This is a genomic window from Winogradskyella endarachnes, from assembly GCF_009741275.1.
GTDB classification, from domain to species: Bacteria; Bacteroidota; Bacteroidia; order Flavobacteriales; family Flavobacteriaceae; genus Winogradskyella; species Winogradskyella endarachnes.
On sequence record NZ_WOWS01000003.1, the window covers coordinates 331,112 to 348,367 of the forward strand.

At 33.7% G+C, this 17,256-nt stretch carries 10 protein-coding genes; 7 read left to right on the forward strand and 3 right to left on the reverse strand.

All coding sequences use genetic code 11. The annotated features are described in order from the left end of the window. Positions 1 to 24: 24 nt before the first annotated feature. From GN138_RS09815 to GN138_RS09825, 3 genes are read right to left on the reverse strand one after another with little or no spacing between them, the layout of a single operon-like run. Positions 25 to 1,365, reverse strand: a complete 1,341-nt coding sequence (locus GN138_RS09815) for a SusE domain-containing protein (protein WP_157363622.1) — start codon at positions 1,363 to 1,365, stop codon at positions 25 to 27. Between the two features lie 15 nt (positions 1,366 to 1,380). Further along, the gene (locus tag GN138_RS09820) at positions 1,381 to 2,955 is read right to left on the reverse strand and encodes a RagB/SusD family nutrient uptake outer membrane protein (protein ID WP_157363623.1); all 1,575 of its coding nucleotides are present in this window, start codon (positions 2,953 to 2,955) and stop codon (positions 1,381 to 1,383) included. Positions 2,956 to 2,966: 11 nt separating this feature from the next. Further along, complete coding sequence (locus tag GN138_RS09825; protein ID WP_157363624.1) at positions 2,967 to 5,906, reverse strand: SusC/RagA family TonB-linked outer membrane protein; 2,940 nt, start codon at positions 5,904 to 5,906, stop codon at positions 2,967 to 2,969. Positions 5,907 to 6,175: 269 nt separating this feature from the next. Between GN138_RS09825 and GN138_RS09830 the strand changes: the two genes are divergently transcribed. The 7 genes from GN138_RS09830 to GN138_RS09860 all read left to right on the forward strand — a co-directional run bounded on the left by GN138_RS09830 (position 6,176) and on the right by GN138_RS09860 (position 17,251). After that, on the forward strand, positions 6,176 to 7,222 hold the full coding sequence (locus tag GN138_RS09830; protein ID WP_157363625.1) for a LacI family DNA-binding transcriptional regulator: 1,047 nt from the start codon (positions 6,176 to 6,178) through the stop codon (positions 7,220 to 7,222). Between the two features lie 131 nt (positions 7,223 to 7,353). Next, entirely contained in the window at positions 7,354 to 8,709 is a 1,356-nt protein-coding gene (locus GN138_RS09835; protein WP_157363626.1) for an MFS transporter, read from the forward strand. A gap of 5 nt (positions 8,710 to 8,714) precedes the next feature. Further along, positions 8,715 to 9,371 (forward strand): beta-phosphoglucomutase, encoded by a 657-nt coding sequence (pgmB, locus tag GN138_RS09840; RefSeq protein ID WP_157363627.1) that lies wholly within the window; start codon positions 8,715 to 8,717, stop codon positions 9,369 to 9,371. A 91-nt stretch (positions 9,372 to 9,462) separates the two neighbouring features. Beyond that, positions 9,463 to 11,769 carry a glycoside hydrolase family 65 protein gene (locus GN138_RS09845; RefSeq protein ID WP_157363628.1) on the forward strand — a complete coding sequence of 769 codons (2,307 nt, stop codon included), beginning with the start codon at positions 9,463 to 9,465 and terminating at the stop codon, positions 11,767 to 11,769. A 57-nt stretch (positions 11,770 to 11,826) separates the two neighbouring features. Further along, on the forward strand, positions 11,827 to 13,770 hold the full coding sequence (locus GN138_RS09850; protein WP_157363629.1) for a glycoside hydrolase family 13 protein: 1,944 nt from the start codon (positions 11,827 to 11,829) through the stop codon (positions 13,768 to 13,770). Between the two features lies 1 nt (position 13,771). After that, positions 13,772 to 14,749, forward strand: coding sequence for an alpha/beta hydrolase (locus GN138_RS09855; RefSeq protein ID WP_157363630.1), 978 nt, complete (start codon positions 13,772 to 13,774; stop codon positions 14,747 to 14,749). A 114-nt stretch (positions 14,750 to 14,863) separates the two neighbouring features. Further along, on the forward strand, positions 14,864 to 17,251 hold the full coding sequence (locus GN138_RS09860; RefSeq protein WP_157363631.1) for a TIM-barrel domain-containing protein: 2,388 nt from the start codon (positions 14,864 to 14,866) through the stop codon (positions 17,249 to 17,251). Positions 17,252 to 17,256: the final 5 nt, after the last annotated feature.

Below are 17,256 nucleotides of genomic sequence, written 5' to 3' on the forward strand. Positions count from 1 at the left end.
TAGGTTATAAGGGGTTAATCTTATTTATTGAATTTGGTATAATGAATATGTACCATTAGCAACATCCATTTGTACTCTGTATAAGCCTGCTGTAACAGCGATATTATCTCCTCCTGCATCTAATGTCCCGTCTGCACCAGTATCACCAAAATCTGATGCCCAATCGTTATTTACTCTAAATTTAATTTCGCCATCTAATAGGGTTACAATATCACCATAATAAATATCTGGTTGAACTTGTGTTAAGGCAAAATCTGTTGTGGCACCCCAATCATTAAATCCTGAACCTACAATTCCCCAAACATTTGCAGCTTCAATAGTGTAAGTACTTGCATTAAAATCTAAAGTAATTTCATAATGTCCGGCAGTAACTAAAATATTATCTCCACCAGCATCTAAAGTTCCGTCTGCACCAGTATCACCAAAATCAGTGGTCCATTCATTATTTTGTCTAAATTTAATTTCACCATCAACTAATTGAACCCCTACTTTAAAAGTGTCAGTAGTATAGTCATAATAGAATTTTGCATCTGGTGTAGCACCCCAATCATTATATCCAGAACCTACAACACCCCAAGAAAATTCTTCAATGGTGTAAGTTGCTGCTGCAGTATTTAATGTTATTTTATAATTACCTGCAGATACGGCAATGTTTGCGCCACCTGCTTCGACGGTCCCGTCAGCATCATTATCACCTAAATCACTAGTCCATTCGTTGTTTTCTCTAAATTTAATTTCACCATCAATTAATGATACATAAGCTACATAAACATCTGTTTCAGACGTCGTGTAGAATTGCCCATCTGGGCCTGCACTTCCCCAATTATTGTAACCAGAACCTACTACACCCCAAGTAGCTAGTTCAATACCAGAACCACCACCTGTAGTTTCTTCTAATAAAGTAACATTGAGTTGCTGTGTAGCTGTAAACATTTCTGTAGTAGAAGAGGTGTCACCAGGAAAAGCTCTAACTCTAAAATTTAGTACTCCTGAAGCTGGTGCTTCTATACCATAATCCTCAGCCAGTGATTTTAAAGTACCAATAGATACTTCTATTTGGTTATTAGCATTAGATAATGTAGAAACCTCTGTTGCATCTGTAAAATCACCTAGAATTGAAGATTGTAACTCGTAAGATACATTTGTTTGTACATCAAAATCTGCTTCATTAAAAGAGAAAATCGCTCCAATATTATTGTTAGTTGTAGATTCTGCTGGTAAAATATATTCTGAAAGGAATGTATTGTTGAATTCGAAATCACCTTGAGGAACAGCAGTAAAGATTAAATCATCATCTGTATCACAAGAAGAAAAACTCAATAATAGCATAAACGAAATTGCGAATGTTTTTATAATATTTTTCATGTTTATTTAGTTTTATTAATAGCCTGTATTTTGCGTTAAATTAGGATTAGAAAGAAGGGTATTTGAAGGAATCGGAAATAAGTTTCTAAAATCTGAAACAGAGGTTCCGTTTGCAGAGTTTCCTTTAAAAGGCCATAGATAACTATTGGTAGTAAAATAATTGTATCTTACTAAATCTGTTCTTCGTTGCCCTTCCCAATAAAGTTCTCTTGCTCTTTCATCCAATACAAAGTCTAATGTTAAATCAGCCTCTGTAATATTACCAGAAGTGTCGCCATAAGCTCTTTCTCTAAGTTCATTTATTAAACTTACAGCTGTAGTACTGCTTCCGCCTCCACCTCTAAGAGTTGCTTCTGCATAATTAAGATAAATTTCGGCTAGTCTTATTAATGGTAAATCTGTATCTGCAAAATTTCCAGATGCATCTACACCTTGAACACCTTGAGACGTAAGATTAGAGAATTTTGTAATAGCATAACCATCTGTAAAAGAAGTTATATCTGAAATTTCTAAGCTTTGACCATCTGTATAAAACATAGCGCGCGAATCTCCTGAGCCCATTTTGTTAACTAAAGCACTAGTGGTTCTGTTGCCTGCCCAGCCACCATTTACTCCATAAGCGCTAGCATCCATACTTCCGCCTATAGCAGCATGTACTAAAAATGTTGATCCGCCATAGGTTTGGCTGTTGAGACCATCGAAATTTGCAGTAAAAATAAATTCGTTTTGAGCTCCATTGGTATCATTATCAGCTAAAAATAGCTCGTCATATGCAGAACCATTTCCGTTAACGTCTGTTGTATTAATACTGTAAGAAGAACTAATTACAGCTTCCGAATAGGTTACAGCTTCATTGTATCTTGAAGTTTCTGTCCATACTTCTGCATTTAAGTATAATTTTGATAATAATGCCCAAGCTGCTACTTCATCTACACGACCATATTCATTAGAACCGCTACTAGCAAGACTATTTTGAATGTCTAATAATTCTGATTCTATAAAGTTAAAAACCTCTTGTCTGGTACTTTGAGAAGGTAAGGTTGTTGCTATTTGAGTAACTAAAGGAACATCTCCATATAAATCAATTAGGTTGTAGTAAGAATAAGCTCTTATAAATCTTGCTTCTGCAATGTATTCTGTAACAACAGCATCGCTTAAATTTGACGCATTTTCTATAAAAGAGTTTGCAAATGATACTGTTTGTGCTAATCGGTTATACATGGCATCTGTAAAATCGTTACTTGCTGTCCAGTACATACCGTGTAAATCTTGCAAGCCTGCATCACCCCATGCAACTACTGCATTGTCTGTGGTAAGCTCGTTGAGATTAAATAACATTCTAGTAAATTGAGAGAAACCTTCATCTATATTTGATAAATCAGGTTGTCCAGCAGGACCTTCTTGCCCAGTGAGAGCTAAACTTGCATATACTTTTGCAAGTGCGCTTTTGGCTTCTTCTGCATTTGCAAAAACATCTTCTTCTGTAAAACTATCTGGGTCAATTGGAGATTGATCCAAGTCATCGTGGCAACTAACCGCAAATAGTATTACAGTTAGTGGAAGGATTATATTTTTTAATATATTTTTCATTGTTTTCTTTTTTAAAAATCAAAATTAACACCTAATACAAAAGATCTTGGTCTAGGATAAAAATTGTTATCGATACCACCAGTAATTTCAGGGTCAATGCCACTGTAATCTGTAAATAAAGCTACATTTTGTAAAGAGCCGTAAAATCTTGCATTGATACCTTTTAAAATTTCATTTGCATTATAACCTAACGTTATATTATCTATTCTAAAGAAAGAACCATCTTCTACAAAGTGATCACTTAAGGCATTAGTTTCTTCAATGTTAACAAATCCGGTATTGTAATAGTCAGATACAATATTGCTTAAATAGTTGTTTGTAGTGGGTACTACATTACTTAATATACCTTTAGAGGCATTAACATCGTTATATACGTAATTACCAATACTAGCTCTAGTTACAACTGCTAAGTCCCAATTTTTATATCTAAAATCAGTGTTTATACCCATTGTAACATCTGCTAAAGCATCTTTATAGAGGTATTTATCATCATCATTAATAACATTATCACCATTTAAATCTGCAAAAGCACCTTCAATTGGTTTGCCATTAACATCGTAAATTTGTTTGTATACGTAAAAACTGTATGGTGATTCACCTTCGCGGTTAACTTGAACATTGTTTCCAGTACCTGTAGAAATTCCTCCTGTCGGTTGGTCATCAGGTAGGTTTGTTACTTCATTGTCATTAAAAGCTACATTATAACTAATATTCCATTGGAAATCTTCAGTTTTAACTGGGATTACATTTAATGCAAATTCTAAACCTCTGTTTTCCATATCACCTATATTGGCTTGAATAGTATTTGAGAAGTTAGTAAATGGATCTACTGTTGATGTTGCTATTAGATCTTCAGTTTTTCTAATATAAGCATTAAATAAACCAGATACGCGATTGTTAAATAGACTAAAATCTAAACCTAAGTTTATTGTTCTACCCACTTCCCATTTTAAGTTGTCATTTACGGCTTCTGGTCTATACGTTTGATAGAAACCTGTGCCAAATTGATAACCTGCAGTATCTGTACTACCAGTATAACGCGTTAAGAATAAGTAATCACCTAAACCATTAACGTTTCCAATTTCACCATATCCAAACCTTAATTTTAAGTTGCTAAAGAAAGAATTATCCATGAAATTTTCATTGGTAATATTCCAAGCTAAAGCTAAAGAAGGAAAATATCCCCAACGATCATCCGGATTTAATTTAGATGATGCATCAGCTCTTAAACTTGCTGTTAAAAGGTATCGACCATCGTAATCATAATTTAAACGTCCAAAATAAGATAATAATACATTTTTAGATTTGTCTATAAATTCAAACTGATTACCATCTTCTTGATCTTCACTATCAAAACTGTAATTGTCGTACTCAAATGATTGGTATGAGTAACCTGCTACTGCATTTACGTTGTGAATATCTTTAAATGAGTGCGTATATGTTAAATAAGCATCAAATAATTTGTTAGTCGCTTCTTGAGTATATTTAGTATAAGAACCATTCCAGTCTATGTCTGAAGATGATAAATATTGAGAAGTAATGGTTCTGCCATGACTATTAGATTTATCTAAACCAACATTAACTGTTGCTGTAATATCCTCAAAAAATGGTAATTTATAATCGAATTTAGCATTTCCTAAAAAACGTCTAACTTCAGCTGTATCATCAACCAAGTTTAATAAAGCCACTGGGTTTGTTGGAGATAATGAAATTTGTGTATAACCAAGTGGTGCACTAGCATTTTCAATTAACCAGCCAGAATAGCCTCCAAAAGGAGAAGAACTGTCATAAACTGATTGTGTTGGGTCATAAACAATGGCGCTTCCTATAGCATCTCGGTTCGCAAAATCATTTTCAGTATAACTAGCTTTTGCATTTAATTCTACTTTTAAATGCTCATCTAATAATTGTGGTGTAAAACTTAAAGCACCAGTAATACGTTCAAAATTATCACCTTTTAAAATACCATCGAAATTAGAGTAAGAAACAGATGCTCTCATTGGTACGCCAAATGCATTTCCTCTAGCACTAAAACTATGATCTTGACCAAATGCATCTGTATAAATTTCATCTTGCCAATTTGTATTAGAAGATCCTAAAAGGCTTGATGTAGTAGCATCGTAATTAGAGTCTAATGTAATGATATCTCTAAATTGATCTGCATTTAATACATCTACAGTATTTGTGTAAGTTTGAACAGTTGTTGACGAACTAAGGTTAAATGTAAATTCTCTGTTTTTACCTTTTTTGGTTGTAACTATAATTACACCATTAGCACCTCGAGAACCATAAATAGCTGCTGCTGATGCGTCTTTTAAAACTGTGATACTTTCAATATCGTTTGGGTTAATTAAATTTAAAGGGTTACGCGTTCCGCCAACACCATCACTATCAATTGGCACACCATCTATAACATATAGCGGTGAACTATTTAGACTTAGAGATCCCGTTCCTCTAATTCTAATATCCTGACCTTCTCCTGGCGCTCCACTACTAGAGGTTACAGAGACACCTGCAATTTTACCACTAATAAGTTGTTGAGCAGAGACAATTGGTCCATCGTTAAAATCCTTTTCAGTTACAAGATCAACAGTACCTGTTAAGTCTTCCTTCTTTACAGATCCATAACCAATTAATACTACTTCATCTAATTGTGAAGCATCTTCTTCAATAGCAACATTAATTGGGGATTGTCCATCAAAAATAATTTCTTGTGTAGTATAACCTACATAAGAGAAGACTAGGACTTCACCTTTATTAATCTCTATTGAATATTTACCATCAAAATCTGTTGAGGTTCCTCTGGTAGTACCTTTAATTATAACATTTACGCCTGGTAAAGGCATCGCATTTGCTTTATCTGTAACTGTACCTGTCGCAGTAGATTGCGCCATCAAAGTTGCAGGAAGCAAAATGAGACAGAATAGTAAAGCATTTAAAACTGTTTTCATAAAGAGTTATTAAGTTAATTACTTAGTTTATTTAATTATATTTTCACTTCTCGGGTTAAATCTATGTAAATTTAATAGGATTGTTATGTTAATTATTATGACGAAAGTCACGAAAACGTTTGCGTGTTAAAAACTTTTAAATAAAAATGATATTATTAAGAAAATAATGGAAAAAATAAAGGATTTTTACTTTTTAGAATTAATTTTAGGATATCAATAATTTTTAATAAGAATTTACGTTCCAAATTTGTTTCAAATTTTAAGATAAAATGAGAAAAAAAATCACTTTAAAGCAAATAGCAAGAGAATTAGATGTATCTATTTCTACCGTATCAAAAGCTTTAAAAAATAGCAAGGAAATTAGTGCAGATACTATTCAAAAAGTGCAAGCTTTTGCTAAATTGTATAATTATAGACCAAATAATATTGCACTTAGTTTAAAAAATAAAAAAACTAATACAATTGGGATTATAATACCAGAGATTGTTCATCATTTCTTTTCTAAGGTTATTAGAGGTGTAGAATTGGTGGCTAATAACAGAGGGTATAATGTAATAATTGGTTTGTCTAACGAGTCTTTTTCTAAAGAAGTCATTAATATGGAAATGCTTGCTAATGGCAGTATAGATGGGTTTATTCTTTCCATGTCTAAAGAAACGTTACAACAACAAGATTATCATCATTATAACGAGACTATGAATCAAGGTATGCCTATTGTTATGTTTGATAGAGTAGTGTCTGAAATTAAATGTGATAAAGTTATTGTTGATGATTTTAATGGCGCTAAAAACGCCGTACAAAAATTAATATCTAATAAATGCAAACATATAGCGCTTATTACCACTAGAGACTATGTTAGTGTTGGTAGATTAAGAACACAAGGGTATTTGCAGGCCTTAGAAGAAAATAAAATTACACCTCAGGCAGAGTTAATTCTAAAAATGGATGATACCCTAGATTATGAGGTACATTTAGAGAAATTAGAAGGAGAAATTGAGCAACTTTTTATGGCTCATAAAGAGATAGATGCTGTATTTGCAGTAAATGAACTCTACGCATTATCCGCTATGAAAGTAGCAAGAAGAATGGGATTAAATGTACCAAACGATATACAGGTTATTGGTTTTACAGATGGTGTATTGTCTAAGCATTCAACACCTAGTTTAACTACAGTTAGTCAGCACGCACAGTTAATGGGAGAACGCGCTGCAGATTTGTTAATTGATAAAATTGAAAAAGAATTTGAAACTGAAGAAGAACAATTTCAAACCGTGGTAATTAATACCGAATTAGTAGAGCGAGATTCTACCAAATAGAAATTTATCATTGTTGTATTAAAATCTTTTATATCTTTGTGCAATAATCAAAACTTATATTTTCACTTCTCATAAATAAGTTTTGATAAGTTAAGCTTATCAGAATAGTATTAATTTTAATATACTATTTAATGGAAAAGCGTAAATTAAGTTTCTGGCAAATCTGGAACATGAGTTTTGGATTTCTGGGAATACAGATGGGTTTTGCCCTTCAAAATGCTAACGCAAGCAGAATACTTCAAATTTTCGGAGCAGATGTTCATGAACTTTCATGGTTTTGGGTTATTGCACCGCTTATGGGACTTATTGTTCAGCCAATTGTTGGTCATTATAGTGATAAAACTTGGGGAAAACTAGGTAGAAGAAAGCCTTATTTTTTGGTTGGTGCTATATTAGCGTCTATTGGTTTAATATTAATGCCACAAGCAGATATGTTCATTGCGTTTTTACCAGCACTATGGGTTGGAGCAGGAATGCTTATGATTATGGATGCTTCGTTTAATATTGCCATGGAGCCATTTCGTGCATTAGTAGGTGATAATTTAAGAACAGACCAACGTACTGCTGGTTTTAGTATACAAACAGCATTAATTGGTTTTGGTGCCGTAATTGGGTCTTGGTTACCTTATGCTTTAACAAACTGGTTTGGAATTTCAAACGAAACAGTGGCAGGAGTTGTTCCTGCAAATTTAATTTGGTCCTTTATTATAGGTGCAATTGTTTTAATTGTATCCATCTTAGTGACAGTTATAACGACAAAAGAATATTCTCCTGAAGAGCTAAATAGTTTTGAGAATAATCCAAATTCAAAGGATTCAGACGTTATTGTTGAAAAAGAATCAAGCTTGTTTGATATTTTTGAAGACTTTAAAAAAATGCCTGCAACTATGCGTCAATTAAGTTGGGTGCAATTCTTTTCTTGGTTTGGGTTATTTGGCATGTGGGTTTTTGCAACACCTGCTATTGCTCAACATATTTATGGCTTACCTTTTACGGATAGTAGTAGTTCTACTTATCAAGATGCTGGTGATTGGATCGGTATTCTTTTTGGAGTCTATAATCTTATTTCAGCATTTTATGCCTTCGCATTACCTTATATAGCAAAAAACATTGGGAGAAAACGAACACATGCAATATCTCTAGTTATTGGAGGTTTAGGATTGCTATCTATTTATATTATGCCAGACAAAAATTGGCTAATTGTTTCAATGGTTGGTGTTGGTATTGCTTGGGCAAGTATATTAGCTATGCCTTATGCAATTTTAGCGGGTTCTATCTCACCAAAAAAGATGGGTGTTTATATGGGAATATTTAATTTTTTCATTGTAATTCCTCAAATAATTAATGCCTTAATAGGTGGACCACTTGTAAAATATGCGTATAATAATCACGCTATTTACGCTTTAGTAATGAGTGGTGTTAGTTTTTTAATTGCAGCAGCCTTAGTCTCAAAAGTAAAAGACGTCGATGACGTTGTTCAAAAGTAATAAAAATGAATAAAAAAGGATTTATATTCGATTTAGATGGTGTCATTGTAGATACTGCAAAATATCACTTCTTAGCCTGGCAACAACTAGCTAAGAGTTTAGATATTGAGTTTACAGAAGAAGAAAACGAACAATTAAAAGGGGTAAGTAGAGTACGCTCTTTAGAAAAAATTCTGGCTTGGGGAAATAAAACCATTTCTCAAGAACTGTTCGATGACCTTATGGCTAAAAAAAACGAAGAGTATTTAGGGTATATCGCAGAAATGGATGACAGGGAAATGTTACCAGATGTACCAAGAGTTTTAAACTTTTTAAAAGCACATAAGCAGCCTATTTCATTGGGTTCGGCAAGTAAAAATGCCAGAACAATTTTAGAGCGTATCAACATTATGTCAGATTTTGATGCTATTGTAGATGGCAATGATGTTACCAAAGCAAAGCCAGACCCAGAAGTGTTTTTAATAGCAGCCAAAGAATTACACATGTCGCCAGAAGATTGTATTGTGTTTGAAGATTCGGTTGCTGGTGTTACGGCAGCAAATACTGCAAATATGATTTCTATTGGTATTGGTAGTAAAGATGTTTTAGGCCATGCACACTATGTATTCAATGATTTCACAGAAATATCAGATGATTTTATTAAATCCTTAATAGAAAAATAATAAACAATTAAATGATTGGATTGTGTCTTCGAGGTACTTTAGAGATATTAAAAAATAATACCGAACAAAATCCAATAAATAAACCATTACAATGAACCTAGATTACATCATACCAAATAATTGGTCAATCATAGAAGAAGGCTTTAATCCAGACCAAGTAAAAGCCTCAGAAAGTTTATTTAGCATAGGAAATGGTGCTATGGGACAACGTGCTAATTTTGAAGAAAAATACTCAGGACCAACATTTCAAGGAAGTTACATTGCAGGTGTATATTATCCAGATAAAACCAGAGTTGGTTGGTGGAAAAACGGTTATCCAGAATATTTCGCAAAAGTATTAAACGCACCAAATTGGATTGGTATTAATGTTACTGTTAATAACGAAGAACTCGATTTGTACACTTGTAAAGCGGTGAAAAACTTTAGAAGAGAACTCAACATGCAAGAAGGTTGGTTGTCTCGTAGTTTTGTAGCTACACTGCAAAATGATATAGAGGTTGAAGTACAAACCACAAGATTTCTAAGTTTAGATTTAGATGAAGTTGGTGCAATTGATTTCAAAATTACACCACTTAATTCAGATGCAGAAATTACGTTTCAGCCGTATTTAGATTCGGGTATTACAAACGAAGATACCAACTGGGACGATAAGTTTTGGGACACACTAAATGTAAGTCACGAAAATAACCAAGCGTTCATTCAGGCAAAAACCATGAAAACAGATTTTTACACCTGCACTTTCATGGAATCTCAGGTATATATAGATGGAAAATCGGTTGTAACTGAACCTGCTTTTTCTTCAGATTCAAATTTAGCTTCATTTAGTTATACATATAGCGTTAAGCAAAATGAAACGTATGCAATTCATAAATTTGGTGGTTATACAGTAGACCGCAACCATAATAAAAATGAATTAATTACCGCTGCAAAATCGAGTTTAAGTAAAGCAACAACAGCTGGATTTGTACAATTATTAGAAAACCAAAAGCAAGCTTGGGCTAAAATTTGGGATATGGCAGACATCACTATAGAAGGCGATGTAAAAGCACAACAAGGTATTCGTTTTAATATTTTTCATCTCAACCAAACATACTCAGGCAAAGATGCTACATTAAATATCGGGCCAAAAGGATTTACTGGCGAGAAATATGGAGGAAGCACGTATTGGGATACCGAAGCCTATTGTATTCCTTTTTACATGGCAACCAAAGACCAAGAAGTAGCCAGAAACTTATTAACTTACAGATATAATCACTTAGAAAAAGCCATTGAAAATGCCGAAAAGCTTGGCTTTAAAAATGGTGCGGCACTATACCCAATGGTAACCATGAATGGTGAAGAGTGCCATAACGAATGGGAAATTACCTTTGAAGAAATCCACAGAAATGGAGCCATTGCCTTTGCCATTTTTAACTACTACAGATATACAGGAGACTTCAGTTATATTCCAGAAATGGGACTCGAAGTATTAATCGGAATTGCACGTTTTTGGCACCAGAGAGCCAATTTTTCTGGGCAAAAAAACAAGTATGTGATTCTTGGTGTAACTGGTCCTAATGAATACGAAAACAATATAAATAACAATTGGTACACTAACTATATTGCTAAATGGTGTATTGATTATACTGTTGAAACGATACAAAAAGTTAAAGAAGGTTACGGCGATGATTATAAGCGAATAGCTGGAAAAACAAAAATCTCACACGAGGAATTAGCGCAATGGAAAAAAGTAGCAGACAACATGTATTTTCCATATTCCGAAGAAAAGAATGTATACCTACAACAAGATGGTTTCTTAGACAAAGAATTAATTACGGTTGCCGATTTAGATAAATCACAACGACCAATTAATCAAAAATGGTCTTGGGACAGAATTTTACGTTCGCCATATATAAAACAAGCCGATTTGCTTCAAGGTATGTATTTCTTTGAAGATAAATTTACAACTGAAGAACTAGAGCGTCATTTCGATTTTTACGAGCCATTTACAGTACACGAAAGTTCATTATCGCCTTGTGTACACAGCATACAAGCAGCTAAGTTAGATAGAATGGAGCAAGCCTATACCTTCTATTTAAGAACGTCGCGTTTAGATTTAGATGATTATAACCACGAAGTTCACGAAGGTTTACACATTACCTCAATGGCTGGTACTTGGATGAGTATTGTTGAAGGTTTTGGTGGTATGCGTGTAAAAAATGACACCTTATCTTTTGAACCTAAAATCCCAGAACAATGGAAAGGCTATTCATTTAAAGTAAATTTTAGACATCAAATTATTACAGTAACGGTTAATCAAAATGAAACTCAATTTAAACTAGAAGGTGATAAAGATTTAACCATTTCTGTAGATGGAAAAGCTGTAACTATAAGCCCTAACCTATTAGTTACTATTTAAATAAATAACAATTGCCTGTCGAGTTGTCTAGCTCGACAGGTTTACTTTTTTAGAATTATGAATTTAGCACTTAAACACATTTTAATTTTATTTGTCCTCATTAATGTGTCGTGCAAAAGAACATTAGCAGAGGAGCAAGATGCAACAGCACCTGTAACCGAAATCCAAAACGATATTGAAAAAGTGGAGCCACCACATTGGTGGATTGGTTTCAAAAATCAAGATTTGCAATTATTGATAAAGCATCCTAATATTGGGAAAGCCACAGCAAAAATTAATTATGCTGGTGTTAGCTTAGTAAAAACACATACAGCAGATAGTCCAAATTATCTGTTTTTAGATTTAGAGATATCTGAAACGGCAAAAGCAGGGCAATTCAATATTACATTTCAGCTTAAAGATGATTCAGAATTAATTCAAACGTACGAGTTAAAATCAAGAGAAAAATCAGCAGAAGATTATATCGGTTTTAATAGTAGTGATGCTATTTATCTCATCACACCAGACCGTTTTGCTAATGCCAATCCAGAAAATGATGAGGTTAAAGGTTTGTTGCAACAAGGCATTGATAGAACCGATGGATATGCAAGGCATGGAGGCGATTTACAAGGAATTACAAATCATTTAGATTATATAGAGAATCTTGGCTTTACGGCAATTTGGCCTTGTCCTGTGTTAATAAATGATATGCCAAAAGGTTCTTATCATGGTTACGCAATGACTGATTTTTATAAAGTAGACCCACGATTTGGAACTTTAGAAGACTATAAAAAATTAGCGTCAGAGTTAGATTCTAGAGACATGAAACTTATTATGGACCAAGTTGCCAATCATTGTGGTTTAGAACATTGGTGGATGAAAGATTTACCATTTAAGGATTGGGTGAATTACCAAGAAAATTACGAGAAAAACATCGATAATTGGGATAACAAAACCACTATAACCTCTAATCACAGACGAACGTCTAACCAAGATTTATACGCTTCTAAAAAAGATAATGAAGGTATGACGGATGGTTGGTTTGTATCTAGTATGCCAGATTTAAATCAGCGTAATCCATTTATGGCTAAATACATTATACAGAATAGTATTTGGTGGGTAGAAACTTTAGGATTAGGAGGCATTCGTCAAGACACGTATCCGTATCCTGATAAAGATTTTATGAGCAATTGGGCAGGTTCAATAATGGCAGAATATCCTAATTTTTCTATCGTAGGCGAAGAATGGAGTTACAACCCTTTACTTATTGCGTATTGGCAAGATGGTCACAAAAACGCAGATGGCTATGATTCTAATTTAAAATCAACCATGGATTTTGCGATGCAAAGAACCATTGTTGAAGCTTTAAATGAAGAAGAATCTTGGGATAAAGGTCTCATAAAAATGTACGAAGGTTTAGCAAACGATTTTGTGTATGCGTCGCCAAAAGACATTATGGTGTTTCCAGATAATCATGATATGAGTAGAATTTTTACACAATTAGATGGTAACATTACTAATACTAAAATGGCGTTAAGTTACCTTTTAATGCTACCTAGAATACCACAAATTTATTACGGAACAGAAATTTTAATGGATGATTTTGATAAACCTGGAGACCATGGATTGATTCGTACTGATTTCCCAGGAGGTTGGGAAGGTGATACCGTAAATGCCTTTACAGGTGAAGGGCTTTCTAATGACCAAAAAGACATGCAATTGTATTTAAAGACAGTGCTCAACTACAGAAAATCAAGTAAAGCGATTCACCAAGGAAAAACTATTCATTTTGCACCTATCAATGGAATTTATGTTTTAGCAAGAGTTACCGATAACGAAACTGTTGTGCATATTATTAATAAAAATGAAACCACTCAAGACTTAGATTTATCTCGATTTGAAGAGTTAGGCTTAAGCGGAAAATCACTGTCTAATATTATTACAAAAGAAACAATGATTTGGAATTCTAGCTTAAAATTAGAGGGAAAAGGAAGTACTATTTTAACCACAAAAACGCTATAACATGAAACCTATTTTACTACTATTATGTGTTAGTTTTTTAATGTTTTCATGTAAAAATGAAACAAAAACGGAAGAAGTAACTTCACCTGAAACAGTAGTTATTGAGGCACCATTAAATTTTCAACATTTTAAAAGTGCCACACTTTATAAAGGTGAAATTCATAGAATAGATAGTTTCCCATCAAAGTATATTGCACCAAGGCCAGTGGATGTTTGGTTACCAGAAAGCTACGTAGAAAACAAAACCTATAATGTGTTGTATATGCATGATGGTCAAATGCTCTTCGATTCACTAACTACATGGAATGAACAAGAATGGAAAGTAGATGAATGGGCTTCAGTGCTAATGGAAGAAGGGAAAACCAAGGATTTTATAGTGGTCGGTATTCATAATATAGCAGCATTGCGTTGGCAAGATTTGTTCCCTCAAAAGGCATTCAATTATATAAACGAAGCTGCTAAAGATAGTTTGAAAGACCTCTCAGGTTCAACAAATTTTAAACTTAATGGCGATAATTATTTAAAATTTATTGTAGAAGAATTAAAGCCTGTAATAGATAAAACCTATGCTGTTCACACCGACAAAGCACATACATTTGTAATGGGATCAAGTATGGGAGGCTTAATGTCTATGTATGCTATTTCTGAGTATCCAGATGTTTTTGGAGGTGCTGCATGTTTGTCAACACATTGGCCAGGTGCTATGCCAATGGAAAATAATCCGTATCCAGTTGGCATTTTTAAATACATGGATGCCAATTTACCAACAGCAGATGAGCACAAATTGTATTTCGATTATGGAAATGAAACCTTAGACCAATATTATCCGCAATATGCACCAAGAGTTGATGCGGTTTTAAAAGCCAAAGGCTATACAAGTTCAGATTCTAAAAACTTATTTTTTGAAGGCACCAATCATTCTGAAATCTCTTGGAACCAAAGGTTAGACCAACCTTTAGTCTTTTTGTTAGGACAATAATGGTCTCAAATTATCAAGACCTAGCAGATTTTTAAAATCTTGCAGGTCTAAACATCTAAATAGATACATATGCTGCAAGGTTTTAAAAACCAGACAGGAATAAATTTAACGAACATGAAAAACAAAATTTTATTCATTATAACCCTATTTTCATTTGTTTGTATTCATAGTCAAAACACCAATAGAGTTTTTAAAAGAGCGGTAAAGCAAGGACTAAATTTAAAAGTAGAAGTTAGTGACGGCTATTATATCATTAAACCGTTTTCTTCAAACGTCATAGAAACCACTTTTGTGCCTGAAGGTGACTATTTAAAATCACAATCTCATGCTGTAGTTGCAAAGCCTTATAACGCTTATTTTGAAATGACAGATAGAGGAAATGATGTGGTTTTAAAAACCAACGGCTTGTATGTTGCTATCACAAAGCAACCGTTTCAAATTTCATATTATTACAAGGATAAATTTATTGTTTCAGAAAAAGCAGGTTACATTAAAAACGACAGTTTAGAAACCATAGAATTCAATCTAACCAAAGACGAAGTGTTATACGGTGGAGGTGCAAGAGCATTAGGGATGAATCGTCGTGGAAACCGACTTCAACTATACAATCGTGCACATTATGGTTATGAAACCCATAGCGAATTAATGAATTACACCATGCCAATCGTAGTATCGTCTAAGCAATATATGCTGCATTTTGATAACGCGCCAATTGGCTTTTTAGATTTAGATAGCAAAGGCGATAATACCTTAACATACGAAACTATTTCTGGCAGAAAAACCTACCAAGTCATTGTTGGTGATTCTTGGTTAGATATGATTAATAATTACACTGATTTAACAGGAAAACAACCCATGTTGCCACGTTGGGCTTTGGGTAATTTTTCAAGTCGATTTGGGTACCATTCTCAAGAAGAAGTAGAAAATACTATTGCTAAGTTTAAAGACGAAAAAATTCCTGTTGATGCCATCATTCTAGATTTATATTGGTTTGGGAAAGAATTAAAAGGCACTATGGGAAATTTGGAAGTGTTCCGAGATTCCTTTCCAGATTTTGAAGGTATGGTAAAACGCCTTTATGATAATGGTGTAAAAACCATAACCATTACAGAGCCTTTTATTTTAACCAATTCTAAGAAATGGGATGAAGCGGTTGATAAAAGAATTTTAGCTAAAGATTCTGTTGGTAATCCTGCGAAATACGATTTCTATTTTGGTAACACAGGACTCATAGATATCTACAATCCTGATGGTAAAAAATGGTTTTGGGATATTTATAAAGGATTGGCAGATAAAGGCGTTGCTGGTATTTGGGGCGATTTAGGTGAGCCAGAAGTCCATCCAGATTGGGTACAACATAAAACAGGTAGCGCAAATGAAGTTCATAATATTTACGGTCACGATTGGGCACGCTTAATTTATGAAGGTTATCAGCATGAATTTCCAAATACAAGACCATTTATTCTTATGCGTGCAGGCTATTCTGGTTCTCAACGTTTCGGCATGATTCCTTGGTCTGGTGACGTCAATAGAACTTGGGGAGGCTTACAATCACAACCCGAAATTGCCCTACAAATGGGTATGCAAGGTTTGGCGTATATGCATAGTGATTTAGGCGGATTTGCTGGTGCTAATCTAAATGATGAACTCTATGTGCGTTGGTTACAATACGGCGTTTTTAATCCTATTTTTAGACCACATGCGCAAGAAGATGTGCCTAGCGAACCTATTTTTAGAAGCGAAAAAGCAAAAGCGTTAGCAAAACAAGCTATTGAATTACGTTATAAATTATTGCCATACAATTACAATTTGGTGTATGAAAATAATCAATATGGAAAACCTTTAATGCGACCATTATTTTTTGAAGAAGTGGATAATCCGCAGTTGTATAATTATTCAAAAACCTATTTGTGGGGAAATGATATTCTGGTCTCGCCTGTTTTAGAAGCTGGTAAAAAAGTGCAAGAGGTCTATTTTCCAAAGGATAATGTGTGGTTTGATTTTTATACCGCTGAGAAAATTGAAGGTGGACAAACCAAAACGGTTCAAGTGAATGAAAATTCTATTCCAACCTATATAAGAGCTGGTGCTTTTATACCGAGTACAACAGTGGTTCAAACTACAGAAAACTATCAAGATGACCTTTATAAAATAGATTATTATTATGATGCCTCTGTACTAACATCAAGTAGAGAAATTTATAACGATGATGGTAAATCGGCAAAGGCTATAAAAGATAAGAATTTTGAAATTTTAAAATTTGAAATGAATACTAAAGGGGCAACCTTAGAATTTAAAATTTCAGATACTACAGGAAACAATTTCTCTGCAAAATCTAGAACATTCTACCTAACCATTCATGGATTAGAAAATAAACCTAAACGAATTACAGTTGGAAAACATTCCGATTTCGATTGGTTTGAAGCTACAAAAACAGTGAGAATTCCAATTGAAAGAACTACAGGAGAAATAGCCTTAATTCGGGTAAAAATTAAAAAATAAACTAT